The sequence below is a fragment of the Kitasatospora sp. NPDC023176 genome (assembly GCF_055560495.1).
In genome coordinates this window covers 161,278-182,983 of the sequence record NZ_JBVHIP010000010.1, presented here as the reverse complement: position 1 = coordinate 182,983, position 21,706 = coordinate 161,278, and the positions used below count along the sequence as shown (strand labels likewise).

The window sequence follows — 21,706 nt, the reverse complement described above, 5'->3', positions numbered from 1 at the left end:
GGCGGGCCTGGTCAGGCTAGGGGACCGGGCCGGGCCGGACCGGCGATCGCGCGGGCCAACACGCCGGGATGCGCCCGTCCGGCCCTCCCGGGTGGCGCCCGCCGCCCGGCCGTGGCCCGCGGCTCCGGCGCGGCGGTGCGCCAGCCCCACCCGAAAGGGGTATAGATGTCCGCGCGCGTTGACCCGCGATGTTGACTCGTGAGGTCGAGGCGCCCATGGACCGGCGACGGACGGCAGGGAGACAGCGGTGGCGGAACCGAGTCGGCGGGGAATCCTGGGCCTGGGCCTGTTGGCGGCCACCGCCACCTCCTGCGGCGCCCGACAGCCGGGCGCCGCCCCGGACCCCACACCCGACGCCCAGGGCACCCCCGGCAGCGCCGCACCCACCGCCGCCCAGCACACCGGGCTGAAGGGCGACCCCCCGAACGAGCAGTCCCTGCCCGGCAACCCGGACTGGGAGATCACCGACCCCGGCCGGGCCGGTGCCGTGGAGGGCTTCGCCGACCGGGTCAGCGTGCTGCCCGGCGAGTCCTTCGGCCTGCACGTCTCCACCCCCGCCGCCGCCTTCACCGTCTCCGCCTACCGGATGGGCTGGTACGGGGGCGCCCGGGCCCGGCTGGTCTGGCGCCGGGAGCACGTCCCCGGCGCCAAGCAGGCGGCCGCGCACGTGGACCAGGTCACCCGTACCGTGCTGACCGGCTGGCAGCGCACCCTCACCGTGGACACCGCCGGCTGGCCCGAAGGCGCCTACCTGCTGCGCCTGGACGCCGAGGACGGCTCCGGGCGCAGCTACGTCCCGCTCACCGTCCGCTCCGCGAGCACCGCCGGGAAGACCGTGGTGATGAGCGCCCCGGCGACCTGGCAGGCCTACAACGAGTGGGGCGGCTACAGCCTCTACAACGGCCCGACCGGCGGCCTGGCCACCCGCTCGCTGCGGGTGGTCTTCGACCGGCCGTACGACTACGACCACGGCGCCGGGCTGTTCCTGGTCTACGAGGCGCCGCTGATCGCCCTGGCCGAGCGGCTCGGGCTGCCGCTCGCGTACACCACCGGGATCGACGTGGCCCGCGAACCGGGGCTGCTGCGCGGGGCGAGCGCCGTCCTCTCGCTCGGCCACGACGAGTACTGGTCGCCCGAGCAGCGCGCCCACGTGGTGACGGCCCGCGACGCCGGAACCAACCTGGCGATCCTCGGCGCCAACTGCTGCTTCCGCCGGATCCGCTTCGAGCCCACCGAGCTCGGGCCGGACCGCACGGTGGTCTGCTACAAGGCCGCCTGGGCGCAGGACCCGGGCTACCAGGCGGGCTCCCCGGCGACCACCGACTTCCGGGCCGGCCCCGGCGCCGACCCGGAGAGCTCGATGCTCGGCGTGATCTACGACGGCTACCCGGTGGACGCCCCGTACGTGGTCACCTCACCCGGGCACTGGGCCTTCGAGGGGACGGGCGTGACGGCCGGGGCGTCCTTCCCGCACCTGGTCGGCGTCGAGTACGACCGGGTCGACACCGGCTTCCCCACCCCGCGCCCGATCGAGGTGATCGCCCACTCCCCGGTGGTCTGCGAGGGCCGGCGCTCCCACTCCGACACCGCGTACTACACCGTGCCGAGCGGCGCCGGCGTCTTCGCCAGCGGGACGATGCGCTGGGTGGAGACCCTGGACGCGCGCGGCCCCGGCGGCGGCAAGGCCGACCACGGCATCGACTCCCACGCCGGGGACGTGGTCCGCAAGGTCACCGAGAACGTCCTGCGCGCCTTCGCCGTCGGCCCGGCCGGACGCACCCACCCCGCCCAGGACAACCTGGCCGCCGTCTACGGCACGGCGTAGCGGTCCATCGCGGTCGAACCGGTCTTCCCTGCCCCGGCCAGGCCCCGCCCCGGGCGCCCCCCGGGCGGGCGGGGACCGCTGATCCGGCTACACTCGCACGGTCTCACAGCAGCGCAGGTCGTCCAGGACAACCGACCGGTATGGCACTGATGCCGGCCGGCGAGGGCACGAGGGAACAGAACATGGTCGAGGCCTCCCCGAAGGTCGTTGTCGTCGTCCCCACGTACAACGAGCGGGAGAACCTTCCGGTCCTCGCCGGGCTCCTCGCGGACCTCGCGGTGCCCGAGCTGCACCTGCTGGTGGTCGACGACAACTCCCCCGACGGCACCGGCGAGATCGCCGACAAGCTCGCCGCCGACTCCGGGGGCACCGTCGGCGTGCTGCACCGCACCGAGAAGGACGGCCTCGGCCGCGCCTACCTGGCCGGCATGGCCCGGGCCCTGGACGAGGGCGCCGACGTGGTGATCCAGATGGACGCCGACCTCTCGCACCCGGCCTCGGCGATACCCGCGATGGTCGGCACCCTGCTGGCCGACCAGGACACCGCCGTGGTGCTCGGCTCCCGCTACGTGCCCGGCGGGTCGACCGCCGAGGAGTGGCCGTGGCACCGCAAGGCGCTCTCCGCCTGGGCCAACTTCTACGTCAACGCGATCCTCGGCCTGGGCGTCCGGGACGCCACCGCGGGCTTCAAGGCCTGGCGGGCGAGCGCCCTGCGGGCCATCGACCTGCCGACCGTGCGGAGCAACGGCTACTCGTTCCAGGTCGAGATGAACTACCGGGTGATCCAGCGCGGGCTGGCCATCCGCGAGGTGCCGATCCGCTTCGAGGAGCGGATCGAGGGCGCCTCGAAGATGAGCCTCGGAGTGCAGATGGAGTCCGCCCTCGCCCCCTGGAAACTGCGCTTCAACCGCGAGGGCTAGGCCTGTCTTCCGGCCGGGCCCAGCTCCGCACGAGCGGGTCTGGACGAGTAGTCCCTGCGGCAACGGGCTGTGTGAGCCCCGGTCACGGGGAAAGAAGGCCCTCATGCCCCTTCTCCCGGAGTCCCTGACGGCCCTGGTCCGCCGCGGCGCCCGAGACCCGTTCGCCGTCCAGACGCTGCGCGCCACCGTGGCCGCCACCCTGTCGTACGCGGTGGCCACCCGGCTCAGCAGCGAGCCCGCCCCGCTGACGGCGCCGCTCACCGCGCTGCTGGTGGTCCAGGTCACCGTCTACTCGACGCTCAAGACCAGCATCCGCCGGGTCGTCTCGGTGGTGGTCGGGGTGCTGATCGCGATCGGCTTCAGCGCCGTGGTCGGGCTCTCCTGGTGGAGCCTGGGGCTGGTCATCCTGGCCTCGCTGGTGATCGGGCGGTTCGTCCGGGTCGAGGAGTTCGTCCAGGAGGTCGCGATCAGCGCGATGCTGATCCTGGGCGTCACCAAGCTGACCTCCCAGGCCTGGGACCGGGTGCTGGAGACACTGATCGGCGCGGCCGTCGGCCTGCTGTTCAACCTGCTCTTCGCCCCGCCGGTCTGGGTGGAGACAGCCGGGGAGTCGATCGAGGACCTCGCCCGGCGGGCCCGTCAGCTGCTGCTCGACATCTCCGAGCAGCTGGGCCGGCCGACGCCGGTGGCGCGGGCCGCCGAGCGGCTGCACGAGGCCCGCCGGCTGGACCAGGCGATCACGGACGTGGACGCGGCGCTGCGCCAGGCCGAGGACAGCCTGCGGTTCAACCCCCGGATCAGCGAGGGGCTGCTCTCCCGGCTGGTGCTGCGCACCGGGCTGGACACCCTGGAGATCTGCGTGGTGGTGATCCGGGTGCTGGCCCGCTCGCTGACCGACCTGGCCAAGCGGCGCGGGCCCGAGGAGCGGCTGTTCCCGCCGGAGGTCGCGGTCGGGCTGGAGGAGCTGCTGGCGCACGTCGGCGGGGCGATGGTCAGCTTCGCGGTGCTGGTCACCACCCAGGTGAGCCGCAACGCCGAGGAGGCCGAGGAGCGGCTGACGGCCGAGCTGGCGGCGGCCTGGACCTGCCGGGAGAACGTCGCCCAGGTGCTGCTGCGCAAGGTCCAGGAGCACCCGGAGGCCTGGCAGCTGCACGGCTCGATGCTGGCCGAGGTCGACCGGATCCTGGACGAGCTGGATCTGGAGCACCGCAGTCGGCGGCTGATGGAGGAGCTGGACCGGGCCTCGCTGGCGAACCGGGAGCGGTTCTCCCCGCTGCCCCGGCTGCGCCGCGCAGTGCGGGTCGGACGCCGGGGCGAACGGGAGCGCCCGGCGGCGGGGGCCGGGCGCTGATCCGGGGCGCCGGGGCGTCCGGAGACCACGGCATCAGGACATCGACGCACCAGGCCATCAGGACTTCAGGACTTCAGGACTTCAGGACTTCAGCGCATCTGGGCGCCAGCGCATCAGGGCATCAGGGCATCAGCCAGGGCTGCTGCGGCAGCGGGTGGCCGGTCTCCAGGTAGGTCTTGAGGTTGGACAGCACCGCCGACCAACCCCGTTCGGCGTCCGCCCGCTCGGGCTCGTCCGCGAGGTTCTCGTGGGTGACGGTGAGCCGGGTCAGGTCCTGCCAGTGCCGGAGGTCGAAGGTGACCCGGGAGGGCCCGCCGGGGCGCCGTCCCTCCGGCCCGGCCCAGGTGGTGACCAGGCGGTGCGGACGGTCGGACACCTCGACGATGCCGATCACGTCGGCGATCCCGGAGTCGTCGGCGCGCTGGTGCTCCCAGGGCGCGCCGGGCAGCCAGGTGGAGACGTTGCGGTGGCCCCAGTACAGGCCGGACTCGTCGGCGTTGGTGAGCGCGTGCCAGACCCGCTCCGGGGTGGCGCGCAGATAGACGATGCCGCGGTGGCTGAAGGCGGTCACGGGCTCAGCCCCTGGCCGCGTCGAGCAGCGGCTGGATCTCGATCTTCCGCATCCGCAGCATGACCGCCATCACGCGGTCGGCCCTGGCCCGGTCCTCGTCGCCGATCAGGTCGAGCAGGACCCGCGGGGTGATCTGCCAGGAAAGGCCGAAGCGGTCCTTGAGCCAGCCGCACGGACCCTCCTGGCCGCCGTCGGCGGTGAGCTTCGCCCAGAGTTCGTCGACCTCCCGCTGGTCGTCGCACTCGACCTGGAGCGAGATCGCCTCGGTGAAGCGGTACTCGGGGCCGCCGTTGAGAGCCGTGTAGGGCCGGCCGGCGAGTTCGAACTCGACGGTCATCACCGAGCCGGCCTGGACGGGGGCGCCCTCGCCGTAGCGGGTGACCCTGGTGATCCGGGAGTCGGGGAACAGCGAGGTGTAGAGGGCGGCGGCCGCTTCGGCCTGGTCGTCGAACCAGAGGAAGGTGGTGATCTTCTGCATGCGCCCGACGGTAACGGCGAGCCCGGTCGCGGTGGCCGAGCCACGGCCGGGGGTCACCGGATCGGCGCCCCCGGCCGGACCGGCCTCCGGTCCGTGCGCTCCGGGTCAGTGCACCCAGCCCGCGTAGCGCTGCACGAAGCGCTGGCCGGTGTGGGCGGTGACGACGACGTCGTAGCGGCCCTGCTTGTCCAGCGGCCAGTCCAGGTTGACCTGCTTGCCGGGCTTGACCCACACGGTCTGGGCGCTGCCCGCGAAGTCGTTGGGCGCGGCGGTGAAGGCCACGTCCGTCAGACCGTCGTTGGCCACCTGGAGGGTGAGCTTGAGGCTGCCGTGCAGGTCGGCGGTGACGATCGGCACGCCGATGTCGTTCTGGCCGTCCTGTCCGTCCCGGACGACCGTCCCGGCGAAGCGGCGCACGAAGCCGTCCGGGCCGTGGACGGTGAAGTCGTAGCGGCCGTCGGTGGCGGCGGCGTCCCAGAGGTAGGTGGCGTTCGCGCCGGGGGCGACGGTGTAGGGGGTGCCCGCGAAGGGGAGCAGGATGTTCGGGTAGACGGTGTACGGGAAGGCCACCGAGCCGTCGTTGCTCATGGTGCAGGTGACCTTGCCGGTCAGGCGGTCCACCGCGACGTCGGCCCACGGCTGGTACGGCAGCGGGCGGTGCGGGCGCTCGCCGCGCTCCTGGACCGGCATCGACTGGCTGCCGGCGGCCGGGAGGGCGACGCCGGGCAGCTTGGCGCCCGCGTCGGCCCTGGCCATCAGGGCGTTGGTGTCGGGCAGCTTCGGGAGCGAGGGGTCCGGGGCGGCGAAGTCGAAGCAGCTGGTGAGGTCGCCGCAGACGGCCCGGCGCCAGGCGGAGATGTTGGGCTCGGCCACGCCGGTGACCAGCTCCATGAAGCGCAGCACCGAAGTGTGGTCGAAGACCTGGGAGTTGACCCAGCCGCCGCGCGACCAGGGGGACGCCACCCAGAGCGGGACGCGGTTGCCGAGGCCGATGGCGCGCCCCTGGGTGAACTCCTCGGGGGTGCCGGGCTCGGGGGTGGGCGGGACCATGTGGTCGAAGTAGCCGTCGTTCTCGTCGTACATGACCAGGAAGACGGTGTGCTGCCAGACGTCCGGGTTGGACATCAGCGACTGCAGCGCCTGGTTGACCCAGTGGGCGCCGTAGGCCGGGCCGGCCTCCGGGTGCTCGGAGAACAGGTAGGGCGCGACCAGCCAGGAGATGGTCGGCAGGGTGCCGTCCTTGCAGTGGCGGTCGAAGTCGGCGGGGTCGAACTTGGTCATCGCGTTGAGGTAACGCGGGTCGTCCTGCGGGAAGTTGTGGAACTGCTTGAAGTAGGAGAGCGCGTTGTCGTCGTAGTCGCCGGTGCGGTCGTCCTTGCTGGGGTTGTGGTAGACCCGCCAGCTGACGCCGGCCGCCTGGAGGCGCTCGGCGTAGGTGGTCCAGTCGGCGACGGGGTTGTCGGTGACCGGGGTGTTGTCGATCCAGGGGCCGGTGGTGCCGTCCCGCCCGGGGCCGGAGGTACCGGTCCACAGGTAGAGCCGGTTGGGGTCGGTGGGGCCGGCCAGCGAGGTGAAGTAGGCGTCGCAGAGGGTGAACGCGTCGGCCAGGGCGTACTGGTAGGGGATGTCGTCCCGGGTGAAGTAGCCCATGGTGCGCTCGCCCTTGGCGGCGATCCACTTGTTCATCGCGCCGTTGTTGATGGCCTGGTGGCCGGTCGCCCAGTCATGGGGCAGGCCGCCGGCGTTCTGCGCGTTGTACTTCGAGGTGTCCATCCGGTACGGCAGCATCACCCCGCCGTCACTGCGGCGGCCGTCGGGCTGGCGGAACACGTCGGTGCCGTCCGGGAACTGGAGCGCCTGCTTGTCGCCGAAGCCGCGCACACCGTTCAGGGTGCCGAAGTAGTGGTCGAAGCTGCGGTTCTCCTGCATCAGGACGACGACGTGCCGGACGTCCTTGAGGGTGCCGGTGAGGGCGGTGGCGCCCTCGGTGGCAGGAGCGGGGGCGGCGTCGGCCCGGGTGGCGGACAGGCCGGTCAGGGCGGTGGCGCCGACGGCCGCGGAGGCGCCGACGAAGGTGCGGCGGGAGAGCTCGGGCATCACGAACTGGCCTCTCAGAGCTGGAAGGTGGCGACGGCGGCGGCGGTGTCGGAGGGCCACTCGTTGGCGGCGGTGTTCGGCTCCGGCTGGGGCCAGTCGGCGACCAGGGTGTGCGCCTCGACCAGCTTCAGCGCTCCGGCGTAGTGGACGGAGTCGATGCGGTCCTGCGGCTCGGGGCGATCGCCGCGCCGCTTGCGGGTGGGCGACCAGGTGACGCCCGGGGCCTTCGCCGGGTCGCGGTTCTCCTCGCGGAAGGTGTCGGTCAGTCCGGCGGCCCGCAGCTCCGTGGTGACCGGCCAGGCGAGCGGGCCGACACCCTGGTGGGCGGCGGCGGTGCCGGCCGTCCAGTCCAGGTGGGAGGGCGAGGACAGCGCGCTGGCCAGCACCACCGGGACGCCCCGGGCGAGGTCCGCGCGCACGGCGGCGGCCAGCGCCTTGGCCTGCTTGACGCGCGGCGAGGCGTTCTCGGCCGCCAGCACCTGGGCGGCGGTGCCGCCGTCCTGGATCGCGTACGGGCCGTAGCCCGCCTCGTCGAGGTGCGCGGCCCAGAACCGGACGCCGCGGCCACCGGGCAGCTGGACGGTGGCCGCGACGGCGGGCAGCTCGGCGGTGGCCTGGGTCAGCTCGGTGAGCGGGTAGCGGCTGAGGATGCCGACGCTGCCCGGGCTCTGGTGGGCGTACCAGCCGAGGGCGTCGGCCAGGGTCCTGGCCCGCTCGCCGGCCGTCTCCTGCAGGGCGAGCACGTCCAGGCCCTGGGCGAGGACGACGCGCAGCTGCTTCTCCAGCGCGTCGGTGTAGCCGGAGCCGGCCTGGTGCAGGTTCCAGCTGGCGGCCTTGAGCCGCGGCGGGGCGGCCGGGGCCACCACGGGGACGAGCACGGTGACGGTGTCGGTGGCGCCGGTGCTGTCCTTGACGCCGACCACGACCAGCTCGGGGTTGCGGCCGGCGGTGGCGGGCGCCGTGCCGGTGAGCGTGCCGTCGGCGGCGACCGAGGCCCAGGCCGCGCCGCCGAGCTTGCGGTAGGCGGCGGAGCCGGGGGCGTTGCCGGCCGGGCGGGACCAGAGCCCGCCGAGCTTGATCGTCACGGCGGCGCCGGGGGCGACCGGGGTGGCGGTGAAGGAGTCGACGGCCGCATGCGGGGGGACGACCGCGGGCTTGGGCCGGAAGCTGAACGGGGCGGTCTGGGCCAGGATGCCGTAGCCGTCCTTGGCGAGCAGGTAGGCGGTGTACGGGCCGCCGGTCAGCGCGGAGGTGTCGAGCTGGGCATCGCCGGAGGTGCCGGGGACGTACTTCCACACCAGCGAGGAGCCGGTGCCGGGCCGGCGGCTGCCGTCGTACACGCCGACCCAGTTCTTGGCGTCGGGGGCGTCGGTGCTCCAGTGGAAGGTGAGCCGGTCGCCTTCGGCGGGGCTGCTGGATGAGGTCAGGGTCAGGGCGCTGCCTGCGGCCACGGTGGTCCTGTCCGCCGCCGCGGGTCCGGTCCGCCGGGGGACGGTGCCGGAGCCGCGCGCGGCTGGTCATGGAGGCGGGGAGGGAGAACGCCCACAGTTGGCTGTACAACTGTGGGCGGGCTCATTCACCCGAAGGCCGGCGACCGGAACGTGAACGGCGTGTGACGGAGCGTCGGGCGGTTCGGGAACTCCGTGGCGCAAGTACTTCCGGACACGCGCGGAGGGCCGCGACGGACGATCCGTCGCGGCCCTCGGGGGGCGTGTGGCCGGCCAGGCCGGGGGCCTGGCGCAGGGCTCAGGCCGGGGGCCTGGCGCAGGGCTCAGGCCAGGGCGAGGAACAGCTTCTCCAGTTCGGCCTCGCTCATCGGCGCCGCGTCCTCGTCGGCGGCGGCCATGCACTGGCGCATACCGCTCGCGACGATCTTGAATCCGGCCCGGTCCAGGGCACGCGAGACGGCGGCGAGCTGGGTGACCACGTCCTTGCAGTCCCGGCCCGCCTCGATCATCGCGATCACCCCGGCCAACTGGCCCTGGGCCCGCCGCAGTCGGTTCAGGACCGCGCCGACCGCCTCCTCGTCCACCTGCATGTCCGGGCCGCCTTTCACATCGACTGTCGATGGACAAGTGTACCCGGAGGGGTATTCATTCCCGGCTCGCGGAGTTCGTCGCGAAGTTCGTCGCGGAGATCGTCGCGCAGGGCCGTCGATCAGCGGCGGGCCAGCCGGCGCTCGCCCCCGGCGCCGGTCGCGTACGGCAGCTCGTAGTAGGCGAACACCTCGGGCTCGTCGGTGGCCGGCAGGATGTCGTCGGTGCCGATCGCCGGGGCCTCCTTGACCTTGCTCCGCGGGTACGCCACCCGCAGATAGGCCGGACCGGCCACCGCCCCCTCCAACGGGACGAAGACCAGCCGGCGCTTGGCGATCACGCCGATCGTGACGGTGGCGAAGAAGGGCTCGTCGGTGGACGTCTCGACGTAGACCGACTCCAGCGTGCCGATCCGCTTGCCGTTCTCGTCGACCACGTCCTGACCCCGCCACTCGCGGATGTCTGCCATAGCGATTCCCATGGCCTCGGACCTCCCGTGTCGGACGCTCCCCATGGTCCCCCGCCGTCTTTCGACCCCCGGAGTTCCCATCCTGCGCCGGGACGGACGCCGGGGCGCGACGAAAGGGACATACAGGGGTGAGCCGGCCAACCGCCACCAGGGCGCTGACCTGGGCTTTAGGCTGTCCGCCAACGTTCGGGAACAGCTCGCCCGGGGATCTCCCCGGCCGGGACGGCCAGAGGGGCGGCAGCCGTGGGGTACGAGAGCATGTGGGAGTCCGGCGCTCCGGAGGTCGCGGCCGACCTCCGGCCCGAGATCCCCCACCCGGCCCGGATGTACGACTACTACCTGGGCGGGAAGGACAACTTCCCCGCCGACCGCGCCGCCGCCGAGAAGGCGCTCGCCGCCAACCCCGAGTTCCGCGCCACGGCCCGGGCCAACCGGGGCTTCCTGACCAGGGCGGTGGGCTGCGTCGCCGGGCTGGGCATCGACCAGTACCTCGACATCGGCACCGGCATCCCCACCGCCGGCAACACCCACGAGATCGCCCAGGCCGCGGACCCGGCCGCCCGGGTCGTCTACGTCGACAACGACCCGATCGTGCTCAGCCACGCCCGCGCCCTGATGGCCGGCGCCGGACCGGGCCGCACCACCGTGCTGCAGGCCGACCTGCGGGACCCTGCGGCGGTGCTGGACGCCGTCCGAGCCGAGGGGCTGCTGGACTTCTCCCGGCCGGTCGGGCTGGTGCTGGCGGCCGTGCTGCACTTCCTGCGGGACGAGGACGAGCCGTACCGGGCGGTGGCCACCCTGCTGGCTGCACTGCCCTCCGGCAGCCACCTGGTGCTCTCCCACGGCACGGCCGACTTCATCCCCGCCGCCGTGCGCGACCGGGTCACCGGCGTCTACGACAGGGCCACCGCGCCGCTGGTCGGCCGGAGCCGGGAGCAGGTGCGGGCCTTCTTCGACGGACTGGAGCTGCTCGACCCCGGGGTGGTCACCGTCCCGCTCTGGCGACCCGGGGCGGCACCGGCCCCGGGCGCGGAGCGGGTGAGCATGTACGGCGCGGTCGCGCGCAAGCCCTGACGGCGGGGCTCGACGGCGGGGGCTCACGGCGGGCTCTTACGGCGGGGGCTCGCGGCGGGCTCGACGGCGGGCTCTCGCATCGGGCCGGGGGCGGCCCGGGGTGGTGCTGGCGGGACCCCGGATTGGGGGGTTTTTACCACCGACCCGGGCCAACGCCCCGGCTACTGTCGTCGGGACGGCCCCGGACCGGGACGGTCGACACGGGGTCAGCACGCGATGAACGCGCATGACTTGGGGGGAACCACCATGGACCACTACCGCCGTTACGCCCACCGACGCCACACCTACCGCCGCTACGCCGGGGCCGTCGTGGTCGCCGGGCTCGCCATCGGGGTGCTCACCGCCTGCGATCCGGTCGGGACGTCCTTCAGCGACGACGCGACCGTCTCGGACAAGGTCACCGCCGTCAAGCTCGACAACTCCTCCGGGGACGTCACCGTCCACGGCAAGTCCGGCGCCGGAGGCGTCTCCGTCCACCGGAAGGTCACCTACCACAGCGGGAAGCCCGGAACGACCACCCGGGTAGACGGCGGGACCCTGGTGCTCGGCGGCTGCGGCCACAACTGCTCGGTGGACTACACCGTCGAGCTGCCCGCCGGGCTTTCGATCAGCGGCAGCACCTCCGCCGGCGGGATCCACCTCTCCCAGGTCGGCGAGGTCTCGGTGCACACCGACTCCGGTGACATCTCGGTCGACCAGGCCTCGGGCTCGGTCGACGTGCGCACCAACAACGGTGAGATCAAGGGCACTTCACTCAAGGGCGACAAGATCCAGGCCAAGACGGACAACGGCGGGATCAACCTCACCCCCGGCAAGGCCCAGGACATCAAGGCCACCACCTCCAACGGCGAGATCCACGTCACCGTGCCGACCGGCTCCTACCACGTCAGCGCCGGCACGGACATCGGCGAGAAGCACATCGGGGTCCAGAACGACCCCAACGGCACGTTCAAGCTCGACCTGGGAACGGACATCGGCGACATCACCGTCAAGACCGGCTGACCGGGACGGCCCGCGGCGACTGCCGCTCCGGGCACGCACCTCGACGGGCGTACCCGGAGCGGGCGTGCCCGAAGGTCAGAGGCCGGTCTGGAGCTCGGCGCGGTGGCGGATGTACTCGTCGGGGTGCGACCGGGCGATGGTGACGGCCGCCTCCACCAGGGCGTGCAGCTCGGCCGGATAGGCGCGCGGCACCAGCGGCAGACCCGGCAGGATGCAGCGGCGGACGTCCAGGTCCTCGTTGCCGACGAACTCCCGCAGCGCGGCCTCGTTCCAGCTGTCGCGGACGATCGCGCCCTCGTCGGCCGTCGCGTTCCGGCCGCCGCCGACCGTCAGCGCCGTCCAGTACCAGGCCCGGGCGGCACCGGCGCGCTCCGGGTTGGTACCGGTCCGCAGGTAGCCGAGCAGGGCCAGCCGGACCCGGCGCTGGCCGAAGGCGACCAGGGCGGGCTCGACCAGGCGGCGGTTGAAGCTCGGGTTGGGGTCGTGGACCGCCGCCTCCAGCAGCGGCTCGAAGTACTCCTCGGGCAGCTCGGAGCGCCCGGCGAGCGCCTTGTGGACCTCCCATCGGGCCGCGCTCGGGTAGTCCGCCCCCGACGCGACCTCGGCCCCGAGCACGCGGAGCAGACGTGAAAGCCGCAGCTCGAACGCCTGCGATCCGTCCCCCGCGCGCTCGGGCAACGGCTGGAGAATCCGCACCTCGCCGGCCGTGTCCTTGGTTTCCACGAACATCCTCCTCATTCTGAGTCATCGGCAGACTACTCGCTGATACACCCGTTCGGAGTCGGTTTTCAGCCAGGACCGGATCTTGAACGGCTTCCGGGACGAAGGCTTGACGTCCCCTCAGTTCACGGTCGTGGCAGCCGGTTCGGAGCGCGTCGGTGCGGTACGGCGCGGGATGACCACCCGTCAGGAGGGACGGCCGGGCGGGACGAGGCCGGACTGGTAGGCGATCGCGACCAGTTGGGCCCGGTCCCGGGCGTCCAGCTTGGCCATCGCCCGGTGCACATGGGTACGGACGGTGAACGGGCTGACGAACATCCGCTCGGCTATCTCCTCGTTGGTGAGCCCGGTGGCGGCCATCGACATCACCTCGCGCTCACGGGCGGTGAGGACGGCGAGCCGCTCGACGGGCGCGGCGGCGGCCGGATCGGGCTGGGCGAGGAACTGCTCGATCACGGCCCGGGTGGCGGCCGGCGAGAGCAGGGCATCACCGGCCGCGACGGTGCGCACGGCGGCGAGCAGTTCCTTCGGGTCGGCGCCCTTGCCGAGGAAGCCCCCGGCGCCCGCGCGCAGCGCCTGGGCCACGTACTCGTCGATCTCGAAGGTGGTGAGGATGAGCACCCGGGTACCGGACAGCTCCTCGTCCGCGCAGATCTCGGCGGTGGCACCGAGGCCGTCGGCGCCGGGCATCCGGATGTCCATCAGCACGATGTCGGGCTTGGTGGCGCGGGCCAGTTCCACCGCCTCCCGGCCGTCGGCGGCCTCGCCGACCACCTCCATGTCCTCCTCGGCGTCGATCAGCATCCGGAAGGCGCCGCGCAGCAGGGCCTGGTCATCGGCGAGCAGCACGCGGATGGTCATGCGTGGTCCTTGTCCTTTCGGATGGCGCGATCTTGTCGGGCGGAGCCGGTGGGGCGGGCGGAATCGGCGGAGCGGGCGGAATCGGCGGAGCGGGCGACGCAGCCCCAACGGCCGACGTGGTCGGGGCGGGCCGTACCGTCCGGCCGGCCGGCGGCGTCCGGTGGCGTCGCGCCGTCGGGGTGGGCGGTGCCCTCCGACCGCGGCCCGATGTCCTCCCTGGCGCCGGTGCGCAGCGGGAGTTCGGCGGTGACCAGGAAGCCGCCGTCGGGCCGCCGGTCGGCGGTGAGGCGGCCGCCGATCGCGCCGGCCCGCTCGCGCATGCCGATCAGGCCGAAGCCGCTCTCGCCCGGGGCGGGCGGGGGCAGCAGGGCGGTGCGGGGGCGGCCGGGGCTGCTCGGGCGGCCGTTGGCGACGCTGACGGCCACCCGGCTGCCGCTGTAGGAGAGGGTGACCTCGGCGTCGGCGCCGTGGGCGTGCTTGGCGACGTTGGTCAGCGACTCCTGGACGATCCGGAAGGCGGTGAGGTCGACGCCGGGCGACAGCGAGCGGGGCTCGCCATCGACGGTGAGCCGGACCGGCAGGCCGGCCCGCTCGAAGGTGTTGATCAGCTCGGGCAGCCGGTCCAGGCCGGGGGCCGGTTCGAGCGGGGCCGGCTCCTCCGCGCGGCGCAGCAGGCCGACGGTGGCCCGCAGCTCCTGGAGGGCGGAGCCGGTGGCGTCGGTGATGTGGCTGAGCACCTCGCGGGCCTGCACCGGGTGGTTGTCCATGAGGTGGACGGCGATGCCGGCCTGGGCGTTGGCCAGGGCGATGTGGTGGGCGACCACGTCGTGGAGGTCGCGGGCGATCCGGATCCGCTCGTCGGCGACCCGGCGGCGGGCCTCCTCCTCGCGGGTGCGTTCGGCGCGCTCGGCGCGTTCCTCGATCGCGGCGAGGTGGGCGCGGCGGTTGCGGATGGAGTCGCCGAGGGCGCCGGGCAGCAGGGCCCAGGCGAGGACGCTGATCCGCTCGCCGATCGGGCCGCCGGGGCCGAAGACCAGCGAGATCCCGGTGAGCAGGACGGCGGTGAGGATCGAGGCGCGCAGCGCGGTGGCGCGGTCGGTGCGCACGGCGAGGAAGTAGAGCGCGAGCAGCAGCGGGGTGGCCAGCATCGGGGTGAGCCGGGGGCTGGTCCAGGTGAGCATCATGGTGGAGAGCAGGGTGACGGCGACCACCGCGCGCGGGTGGCGGCGGTGGAAGAACACGGCGGCGGCGGCGATCAGGGCGAGGAGGCAGGTGGCCGGGTCGACCGGGGCGAAGCGCCCGCTGGTCTGGTCGACCGTGGCGCCGAGGGCGGTGACCCCGATCAGGGCCACGCCACCGGCGACGTCGAGCAACCGGGGGTGCTCGCGGCGCAGGCGCTGCCAGGTGTCGCTCATGGTCCTGCTCTCCGGGTCGGGGTGCCCTGGCCGCACCCTCGCCGGGTTCTGCCAGTCGGTGTCGCGCCGCGCCCGGTGGGGTGCGGGGCGCCGAGTGGGGGCCTCCGCGCGGGCGGCGGCCCTGACAGCAACGGTAACGGTTGGGGCTTGAACCGGTGTCCGAGCCGACCTGCGCCGGACCGGGCCGCCCTGGTGGGAGGCCCGGTCCGGTGGCTCCGGGCCCGGCCCGAGGGGTGCCGGGGCCGGGCCGGGCGGTGCCGGTACCGGTACCGGGGCCGACGGCTGTCGGGCGGTACCGGGCGGTGCCGGGCCTAGACGGTGACCGACTCCTTGACCGGTGCCGGCTCGGGGGCGGCGGTGTGCAGCTTGCTGCCCTCGACGTCGACGTCGGGTATCAGGCGGTCGAGCCAGCCCGGCAGCCACCAGGCGCGGCGGCCGAGCAGGGCGAGGACGGCCGGGACGATCGTCATCCGGACCACGAAGGCGTCGAAGGCGACGGCGGCGGCGAGGCCCAGACCCATCATCTTGATCATCGGCTCGCTCATCCCGATGAAGCCCGCGAAGACGGCGATCATGATGAAGGCGGCCGCGGTGACCACCCGGGCGTTGTGCCGGAAGCCGGTGACGATGGCCTCGTTCGGTTGCTCGCCGTGGACGAAGCCCTCGCGGATCCGGGTGACCAGGAACACCTCGTAGTCCATGGCGAGGCCGAAGACCACACCGATCAGGAAGATCGGCATCATGCTCATCACCGGGCCGGTCTGCTCCACGCCGATCAGGTCGGCCAGCCAGCCCCACTGGAAGACCGCGACGACCGCGCCGAGCGCGGCGGCCACCGAGAGCAGGAAGCCGAGCGCCGCCTTGATCGGGACGAGGACGGAGCGGAAGACCACCATCAGCAGCAGGACGGCCAGGCCGACGACCACCGCGAGGTAGGGCAGCAGTGCGTCGGTCATCTTCTGCGAGACGTCGATGTTCATCGCCGTCGTACCGCTGACCAGGACGGTCGCCCCGGTGGAGGCCTTGAGCCCGGCCGCCTGGCCGCGGATGGTGTGGACCAGGTCCTTGGTCGCGGCCTCGGCCGGACCGGTGGCCGGGATGGCGTTGACCAGGGCGGTGTCCCCCGCCTTGTTGAACATCGGCGGCGTCACGGTGACCACCCCGGGCACGCCGGAGAGGGTCTTCTCGACCTGGCCGGCGGCGGCCTTCGGGTCCGCGGTGCCCTTGACGTCCACCAGGACGGTCAGCGGGCCGTTGAAGCCCGGGCCGAAGCCCTCGGACAGCAGGTCGTAGGCCCGCCGCTGGGTGGTGGAGGTGGGCTTGGCCTCGTCGCCGGGCAGGCCGAGCCGCAGGTCGAGCGCGGGAGCGGCGAGCACGCCGAGGCCGACCACGCCGAGCAGCAGCACCCCGAGCGGGCGGCGCACGATGAACCGGGCCCAGCGGGCGCCGCCGTTCTCCTTCGTGCCGGCCGGCTGCGCCTCGCCCTTGGCCTTGCGGACCTTGCGGGGCAGCGCCCTGCGGCCGATGAAGCCGAGCAGCGCGGGCACCAGGGTGAGCGCGACCAGCACGGCGATGACGACCGTCCCGGCGGCGGCCATGCCCATCTTGGCGAGGAGCGGGATGCCGACCACGGAGAGCCCGGCCAGGGCGATCACCACGGTGAGGCCGGCGAAGACCACCGCGGAGCCGGCGGTGCCGATGGCCCGGCCGGCCGCCTCCTGCGGGGTGCGGCCCTCGGCGAGCTCGGCCCGGTAGCGGGAGACGATGAACAGGGCGTAGTCGATGCCGACCGCGAGGCCCAGCATCATGGCGAGCGTGCCGGTGGTCGAGGAGAGGCCGAGCGCGCTGCCGAACGCGGTGATCAGCGACATGCCGAGGCCGACGCCGATGACGGCGGTGAGCAGCGGCAGGCCGGCGGCGACCAGCGAGCCGAAGGTGATCACCAGGACGACCGCGGACAGCGCCATGCCGATCGCCTCGCTGCTGCCGCCCGCGTCGGGCTTGGCCATCAGCGCGTTGCCGCCGATCTCGACCTTGAGCCCGGCGTCCCGGCCGTGCTGGGCGGCCTGTTGGAGGGCGTCGGTGGCGCCCTTGGACACCTCGCCCGCCTTGGCGGAGTAGTTGACCGTCGCGTAGGCCGTCGAGCCGTCCTTGGAGACGGCGCCCGGCATCTTGAACGGGTCCACCGCGCCGGTGACCTGCTCGCCGTGGGCGAGTTCGGCGACCGTCTTCTCGACGGCCTGCTGGTTCGGCCCGGCGGTGATCTTCTGCCCGGAGGGCGCGACGAACACCAGGCGGGCCGAGGCGCCGTCGGCGTGACCGCCGGGGAAGCGCTCGTTCATCAGGTCGAAGGCCTTCTGCGCCTCCGTGCCGGGCATCGAGAATCCGTCGTCGGGTGCGGCGGGCGCCTTGGCCGCCAGGACTCCGGCGAGCGCCAGCACGGCGACCCAGAGCAGGGTCACCAGCCGGCGCCGGACGAAGGCCCATCGGCCCAGGCGGTAGAGGAACGTGGCCACGGGAGAGCGGGCTCCTTCGGATTCGACGGAAGATGCGGGACGGGGACGGGTGCGGGTCACGGATGCACGGAGGCGGTCCGCTCGCAGCATGACCAATCCTTGGTCAGCACCCCCTCCTCCGTCGTCATCTCTGCGCAGGCCGTCTGCGTACTGCGGACGCAGTACGCCCCTCCCCCGTACGGCGGAGCGCGCGGCCTCCCCCGGGAGCAGCCGGGGGCGGCCGGTGGCCTGCGGCGGGAGCAGCCGCAGGTCACCCGTGCGGGGGTGACGGCGGGCCGCGACCGCCCCGGCGAAGTAGCGTGATGGGCCACTGGCCTGACCGTTTCCACCCGGTCCGGGCCGACCCGTCCCGATTGGTGCTGATTCCAGCCCGCCGCCGGAGGTGCCCCATGGGCGTGCCAGCCGCCCGCATCGTGTTCGACGAGAACGACCGCGCGGCCGTCGCCGACGCCGTGACCGAGATGCTCACCACCGGCGCCCTGACCCTCGGCCCGTGGACCGAGCGCTTCGAGCAGGCCTTCGCCGCCGAGCACGGCGCCTCCCACGCCGTCGCGGTGAGCAGCGGCACGGCGGCGCTGGAGGTGATCCTGCGCACCGTCGACGTCCGCGGCCGCGACGTGGTCGTCCCCGCCGTCACCTTCTACGCCACGGCCGGCGCGGTGATCCACGCGGGCGGTCGCCCGGTGATCGCCGACGTCGACCCGGCCACCCTCGCGCTCTCCCCCGAGACCCTCGCCGCGGCCCTCACCCCGGATACCGCAGCCGTCGTACTCGTCCACATCGGCGGACTGGTCACCCCGGAGGTGGACGCCCTGCGCGCGCTCTGCGACCGGCACGGCGTCCCGCTCGTCGAGGACGCGGCGCACGCCCACGGCAGCAGCCTGGGCGGGCGCGCCGCCGGGACCTTCGGCCTGGCCGGAGCCTTCTCCTTCTACCCGACCAAGGTCACCACCAGCGGCGAGGGCGGCATGATCCTCACCGAGTCGCCGGAGCTGCGCGACGAGGCCCGGATCCACCGCGACCAGGGCAAGGGCTCCTTCGGCGCCAACCACCACGTCCGGCTCGGCTACTCCTGGCGGATGAGTGAGCTGCACGCGGCCGTCGGCACGGTGCACCTGCGCCGGCTCAAGGAGTTCATCGAGACCCGCCGGGCCGTCGCCCGCCGCTACGACGACGCCCTGGCCGGCGTCGACGGGCTGCGGCCGGTGCTCGAACCGCCCGGCAGCCGCGGCAACTACTACAAGTACGTGGCGCTGCTGGCGCCCGGCGTCGACCGCCCCGCCTTCAAGCGGGCGGTGGCCGAGGAGTACGGGGTGCGGCTGTCCGGCGAGGTGTACGACCTGCCGCTGCACCTGCAGCCGGTGCTCGCCCCCTACCGGGGCGGGCCGCTGCCGGTGGCCGAGGACGTCTGCGCCCGACAGGTCTGCCTGCCGGTGCACTCCGACATGACCGAGGACGAGACGGAGCTGGTGATCGAGGCCGTCTCGACGGTGCACCGGCGGATGGCCGGGTAGCCGGAGCGAAAGGAGCAAGACCGTGCGGATAGCCGTCACCGGGGGCTGCGGGTTCATCGGCTCACACGTCGTGGACCACCTGATCGCGGCCGGCCACGAGGTCCTCGCCGTGGACACCACCGACAAGTACCTCAACCCCGACGCCGAACACGCCCGGATCGACGTCCTCGACCTGCCCGCGCTGACCTCCGCGCTGGCCGGCAGCGAGGTCGTCTACCACCTCGCCGCGATGGCCGACGTCGAACAGGTCTCCGCCGACCCCGTCCGGGCCGTGCGGACCAACATCGACGGCACCGAGGCGGTGCTCGAGGCCGCCCGGCGCAGCGGACTGAGCCGCACCGTCCTGGCGAGCACCGTGTGGGTCTACGGCGCCGCCCTCACCGACGAGCAGCTCGACGGCGGGGAACAGGAGTTGGACGAACACGTGCCGATCGAGCTGGAACACAGCGGGCACCTGTACGTGGCCACCAAACTCGCCGCCGAGATGCTCGTGCACAGCTACCGCGAGCTGTACGGACAGCACTTCACCATCCTGCGCTACGGCATCCCGTACGGGCCGCGGATGCGCGACGAACTGGTCGTCGCCCGGTTCGTCCAGGCGGCCCTGGCCGGGCGGCCGATCACCATCGCCGGCGACGGCCGGCAGAGCCGCAACTTCGTCTACGTCGAGGACCTCGCCGACGCCCACGTCCGGGCCCTCTCCCCCGCCGCCGAGGACCAGACCTTCGCCCTGGAGGGCTCCACCGCCGTCTCGGTGCGCGACATCGCCGACACCGTCGACCGGCTGCTCGGACCGGTCAGCATCGAGCACATCGACGGGCGCAAGGCCGACTACACCGGGCGGCGGATCTCCTCCGCCCAGGCCAAACGGCTGCTCGGCTGGTCGCCGAAGACCAACTTCGCCGACGGCGTGCACCGCTACGCCGACTGGCACCGGGCCGCCGCCGCCACACCCGCCGCCGGCTGACCGGGCCGCCCGATGCCGCACGCCCTGCTGGTCTCCGGCTCGCTCGGCCAGGGCCACGACGTGATGGCCCAGGCGTGCGCGGACACCCTGCGGGAACGCGGCTGGACCACCGGCACCGTGGACGCCATGGCCCTGCTCGGGCAGCGGTCGGGCGCCGCCGGGGAGGCCGTCTTCCGGCGGCTGCTCGACCTGCCCGGGGTCTACGACGCCTTCCACTTCGCCGCGCTGCGCCCCGGTTCCCGGCTCGCGCTGCTCGCCGACGCGGCCGCCCGCAGCCGGCTCGTCCCGGCGCTGGGCGAACTGGTGCGGGCGCAGCGGCCGCAGCTGGTGGTCTCGGTGTTCGCCACCGCCACCTCGGCGGTCAACCGGCTGCCTCGGCGGGACTTCCGGCATTTCGTGTTCTGCACGGACGTCACCCCGCACCGGCTGTGGGTGCAGGAGGGCACCGACCTGTTCCTGGTCACCTCGGAGGTCGCCGCCTGCGCCGTGCGCCGCTACCGGCCCGACGCCTCCGTGTGCGTCCTCCCCGCGCCGCTGCGCCGGCCGTTCTACCGGCCACCGGCGCGGGCCGCGGCCCGCGCCGAATTCGGCGTGCCGCCGGATGCCGGGTGCGTGCTGCTGATGTCCGGCTCCTGGGGGCTCGGGCCGATCGCGCACACCGCCGCCTCGCTGGCCGCCGCGGGGCCGCACGTGCTCGCCGTGGCCGGGCGCAACCAGGAACTCGAACGCCGGCTGCGGGCGGCCGCCCGCCACCAGCCGCGACTGCACGCCTTCGGCTACACCGACCGGATCCCGGCCCTGATGGCCGCCGCCGACCTGGTCGTCACCAGCTCCGGCGACACCTGCAGCGAGGCCCGGGCGCTCGGACGCCGGCTGCTGCTGCTCGACGTCGTCCAGGGCCACGGCCGGGACAACCTCCAGCACGAACTGGAGCTCGGCCACGCCGACGTCGCCACCGCCCGCCCGGCCGAGGTGGTCCGCAACGCCCTCGCCGCGCTGGGCAGGCCGGCACCCGAACCCTCGCCCGGTGCCACCCCGGAGGCCTGGCAGAAGGGGTTCGGGGCGGCGCTGGAGCGGGTCGGGCTGGGGTAGCCGGGGTCGTCAGCCGCTGCGGACCTGGGGTCACCGGGCAGCAGAAGACCGGCTGGCGTGCGCCGCGGGCGAGGGGCGGGACGGGACGGCGTGGTCGCGCAGGGGGCCGAGGGTGAGGGCCTGGGTGCGGCAGTGGGCGGCGATCAGCGGGAGGGCGGCCACGGTGGCGCGCCAGGAGTCGGGGGCGGAGGTGCAGTCGGAGTCGTGCAGCAGGAGGGTGGCGCCGGCGGTGAGGCCGGGGCGGGCGGTCGCGTAGACGGAGTCGCCGGTGGCCTCGGCCGTCCAGTCGCGGCCCCACGCGGTCCACAGCACGCTGCGCAGGCCGAGGCGGCGGGCGGCCAGCGCGGCACCGGCCGTCAGCACGCCGTACGGCGGTCGGTACCAGTGCGGGCGGGCGCCGCACAGGTCGGTCACCGCCTCGGTGGCGCGGCGCAGTTCGCGCAGGTCGCGGGCCGGGGCCGGGTACCACTGCCGGCGGTGGTGCCAGCCGTGCACGGCGACCTCGTGGCCGCGCAGCACCAGCTCGCGGCCGAGGGCGGGGGCGCGTTCCAGCATCGAGCCGAGCACGAAGAAGGTGGCGCGGGCGCCGAGTTCGTCCAGGGCGTCGAGGACGTACGGGGTGCTGCGCGGGTCGGGGCCGTCGTCGAAGGTGAGGGCGAGGTGGCTCGGGGCGGTGCCGTACCCGGCGGTGCGGCGGGCCAGGATGCGGCGCACCGGCGGCAGGCGGACCGCCGCCGGGGCGAGGTGCAGGAGCTCGACGGCGGCCGCCGCGCCCAGCGCCCTGACCGCGGGGCTCAC

At 73.9% G+C, this 21,706-nt stretch carries 19 protein-coding genes; 8 read left to right on the top strand and 11 right to left on the bottom strand.

Annotation, left to right across the window (positions count from 1 at the left end; all coding sequences use genetic code 11):
- The first annotated feature begins 247 nt into the window (after positions 1-247).
- The 3 genes from ACZ3YL_RS17055 to ACZ3YL_RS17045 all read left to right on the top strand — a co-directional run bounded on the left by ACZ3YL_RS17055 (position 248) and on the right by ACZ3YL_RS17045 (position 4,096).
- A complete protein-coding gene (locus ACZ3YL_RS17055) occupies positions 248-1,825 on the top strand; it encodes a N,N-dimethylformamidase beta subunit family domain-containing protein (protein ID WP_465658098.1) in 1,578 nt (525 codons plus the stop codon).
- 140 nt (positions 1,826-1,965) lie between these two features.
- Complete coding sequence (locus tag ACZ3YL_RS17050) at positions 1,966-2,745, top strand: polyprenol monophosphomannose synthase (protein ID WP_465658096.1); 780 nt, start codon at positions 1,966-1,968, stop codon at positions 2,743-2,745.
- Positions 2,746-2,848: 103 nt separating this feature from the next.
- A complete protein-coding gene (locus ACZ3YL_RS17045; protein WP_465658094.1) occupies positions 2,849-4,096 on the top strand; it encodes an FUSC family protein in 1,248 nt (415 codons plus the stop codon).
- Between the two features lie 121 nt (positions 4,097-4,217).
- On the opposite strand, the gene ACZ3YL_RS17040 is transcribed toward ACZ3YL_RS17045, so the two are convergent.
- From ACZ3YL_RS17040 to ACZ3YL_RS17015, 6 genes are all read right to left on the bottom strand, one after another.
- Positions 4,218-4,667 (bottom strand): SRPBCC family protein, encoded by a 450-nt coding sequence (locus ACZ3YL_RS17040; protein WP_188303228.1) that lies wholly within the window; start codon positions 4,665-4,667, stop codon positions 4,218-4,220.
- Positions 4,668-4,671: 4 nt separating this feature from the next.
- Entirely contained in the window at positions 4,672-5,145 is a 474-nt protein-coding gene (locus ACZ3YL_RS17035; RefSeq protein WP_188303229.1) for a VOC family protein, read from the bottom strand.
- A 105-nt stretch (positions 5,146-5,250) separates the two neighbouring features.
- Positions 5,251-7,242 carry a phosphocholine-specific phospholipase C gene (locus ACZ3YL_RS17030; protein ID WP_465658092.1) on the bottom strand — a complete coding sequence of 664 codons (1,992 nt, stop codon included), beginning with the start codon at positions 7,240-7,242 and terminating at the stop codon, positions 5,251-5,253.
- Between the two features lie 14 nt (positions 7,243-7,256).
- Positions 7,257-8,693, bottom strand: coding sequence for an endonuclease/exonuclease/phosphatase family protein (locus ACZ3YL_RS17025; protein WP_465658090.1), 1,437 nt, complete (start codon positions 8,691-8,693; stop codon positions 7,257-7,259).
- 320 nt (positions 8,694-9,013) lie between these two features.
- Positions 9,014-9,280 carry a metal-sensitive transcriptional regulator gene (locus ACZ3YL_RS17020; protein ID WP_188303232.1) on the bottom strand — a complete coding sequence of 89 codons (267 nt, stop codon included), beginning with the start codon at positions 9,278-9,280 and terminating at the stop codon, positions 9,014-9,016.
- Between the two features lie 119 nt (positions 9,281-9,399).
- Positions 9,400-9,747, bottom strand: a complete 348-nt coding sequence (locus ACZ3YL_RS17015) for a PRC-barrel domain-containing protein (protein ID WP_223241849.1) — start codon at positions 9,745-9,747, stop codon at positions 9,400-9,402.
- Between the two features lie 258 nt (positions 9,748-10,005).
- On the opposite strand from ACZ3YL_RS17015, the gene ACZ3YL_RS17010 reads away from it, so the two are divergent.
- Together ACZ3YL_RS17010 and ACZ3YL_RS17005 are read left to right on the top strand one after the other, a co-directional pair.
- Positions 10,006-10,821: an SAM-dependent methyltransferase gene (locus ACZ3YL_RS17010; protein ID WP_188303245.1), complete on the top strand. Its 816-nt coding sequence runs from the start codon at positions 10,006-10,008 to the stop codon at positions 10,819-10,821.
- Positions 10,822-11,067: 246 nt separating this feature from the next.
- Positions 11,068-11,823, top strand: a complete 756-nt coding sequence (locus ACZ3YL_RS17005; RefSeq protein WP_188303234.1) for a DUF4097 family beta strand repeat-containing protein — start codon at positions 11,068-11,070, stop codon at positions 11,821-11,823.
- A gap of 75 nt (positions 11,824-11,898) precedes the next feature.
- Here ACZ3YL_RS17005 and ACZ3YL_RS17000 read toward each other — a convergent pair whose 3' ends face one another.
- From ACZ3YL_RS17000 to ACZ3YL_RS16985, 4 genes are all read right to left on the bottom strand, one after another.
- Positions 11,899-12,552, bottom strand: coding sequence for a hypothetical protein (locus ACZ3YL_RS17000; protein WP_465658088.1), 654 nt, complete (start codon positions 12,550-12,552; stop codon positions 11,899-11,901).
- 177 nt (positions 12,553-12,729) lie between these two features.
- Complete coding sequence (locus ACZ3YL_RS16995) at positions 12,730-13,404, bottom strand: response regulator transcription factor (protein ID WP_188303235.1); 675 nt, start codon at positions 13,402-13,404, stop codon at positions 12,730-12,732.
- On the bottom strand, positions 13,401-14,819 hold the full coding sequence (locus tag ACZ3YL_RS16990; protein WP_465658086.1) for a sensor histidine kinase: 1,419 nt from the start codon (positions 14,817-14,819) through the stop codon (positions 13,401-13,403). Before ACZ3YL_RS16990 ends, ACZ3YL_RS16995 begins: the two co-directional genes overlap by 4 nt.
- 311 nt (positions 14,820-15,130) lie before the next feature.
- On the bottom strand, positions 15,131-17,335 hold the full coding sequence (locus tag ACZ3YL_RS16985; RefSeq protein WP_465658084.1) for an MMPL family transporter: 2,205 nt from the start codon (positions 17,333-17,335) through the stop codon (positions 15,131-15,133).
- Positions 17,336-17,724: 389 nt separating this feature from the next.
- Here ACZ3YL_RS16985 and ACZ3YL_RS16980 point away from each other — a divergent pair, with 389 nt between their 5' ends.
- From ACZ3YL_RS16980 to ACZ3YL_RS16970, 3 genes are read left to right on the top strand one after another with little or no spacing between them, the layout of a single operon-like run.
- Positions 17,725-18,849, top strand: coding sequence for a DegT/DnrJ/EryC1/StrS family aminotransferase (locus ACZ3YL_RS16980; RefSeq protein WP_465658082.1), 1,125 nt, complete (start codon positions 17,725-17,727; stop codon positions 18,847-18,849).
- 22 nt (positions 18,850-18,871) lie between these two features.
- Complete coding sequence (locus ACZ3YL_RS16975) at positions 18,872-19,816, top strand: NAD-dependent epimerase/dehydratase family protein (RefSeq protein WP_465658080.1); 945 nt, start codon at positions 18,872-18,874, stop codon at positions 19,814-19,816.
- Between the two features lie 12 nt (positions 19,817-19,828).
- Entirely contained in the window at positions 19,829-20,908 is a 1,080-nt protein-coding gene (locus ACZ3YL_RS16970) for a glycosyltransferase family protein (protein WP_465658078.1), read from the top strand.
- Positions 20,909-20,938: 30 nt separating this feature from the next.
- Here the strand turns inward: ACZ3YL_RS16970 and ACZ3YL_RS16965 are convergent, their stop codons facing one another.
- Complete coding sequence (locus tag ACZ3YL_RS16965; RefSeq protein WP_465658076.1) at positions 20,939-21,706, bottom strand: polysaccharide deacetylase family protein; 768 nt, start codon at positions 21,704-21,706, stop codon at positions 20,939-20,941.

Coding starts and splice junctions, on each gene's coding strand:
- ACZ3YL_RS16980 (WP_465658082.1), top strand. CDS start 17,725: ATGGGCGTGCCAGCCGCCCGCATCGTGTTCGACGAGAACGACCGCGCG.
- ACZ3YL_RS16990 (WP_465658086.1), bottom strand. CDS start 14,819: ATGAGCGACACCTGGCAGCGCCTGCGCCGCGAGCACCCCCGGTTGCTC.
- ACZ3YL_RS17020 (WP_188303232.1), bottom strand. CDS start 9,280: ATGCAGGTGGACGAGGAGGCGGTCGGCGCGGTCCTGAACCGACTGCGG.
- ACZ3YL_RS16995 (WP_188303235.1), bottom strand. CDS start 13,404: ATGACCATCCGCGTGCTGCTCGCCGATGACCAGGCCCTGCTGCGCGGC.
- ACZ3YL_RS17015 (WP_223241849.1), bottom strand. CDS start 9,747: ATGGCAGACATCCGCGAGTGGCGGGGTCAGGACGTGGTCGACGAGAAC.
- ACZ3YL_RS16970 (WP_465658078.1), top strand. CDS start 19,829: ATGCCGCACGCCCTGCTGGTCTCCGGCTCGCTCGGCCAGGGCCACGAC.
- ACZ3YL_RS17050 (WP_465658096.1), top strand. CDS start 1,966: ATGGCACTGATGCCGGCCGGCGAGGGCACGAGGGAACAGAACATGGTC.
- ACZ3YL_RS17010 (WP_188303245.1), top strand. CDS start 10,006: ATGTGGGAGTCCGGCGCTCCGGAGGTCGCGGCCGACCTCCGGCCCGAG.
- ACZ3YL_RS17005 (WP_188303234.1), top strand. CDS start 11,068: ATGGACCACTACCGCCGTTACGCCCACCGACGCCACACCTACCGCCGC.
- ACZ3YL_RS17035 (WP_188303229.1), bottom strand. CDS start 5,145: ATGCAGAAGATCACCACCTTCCTCTGGTTCGACGACCAGGCCGAAGCG.
- ACZ3YL_RS17045 (WP_465658094.1), top strand. CDS start 2,849: ATGCCCCTTCTCCCGGAGTCCCTGACGGCCCTGGTCCGCCGCGGCGCC.
- ACZ3YL_RS17030 (WP_465658092.1), bottom strand. CDS start 7,242: ATGCCCGAGCTCTCCCGCCGCACCTTCGTCGGCGCCTCCGCGGCCGTC.
- ACZ3YL_RS17000 (WP_465658088.1), bottom strand. CDS start 12,552: ATGTTCGTGGAAACCAAGGACACGGCCGGCGAGGTGCGGATTCTCCAG.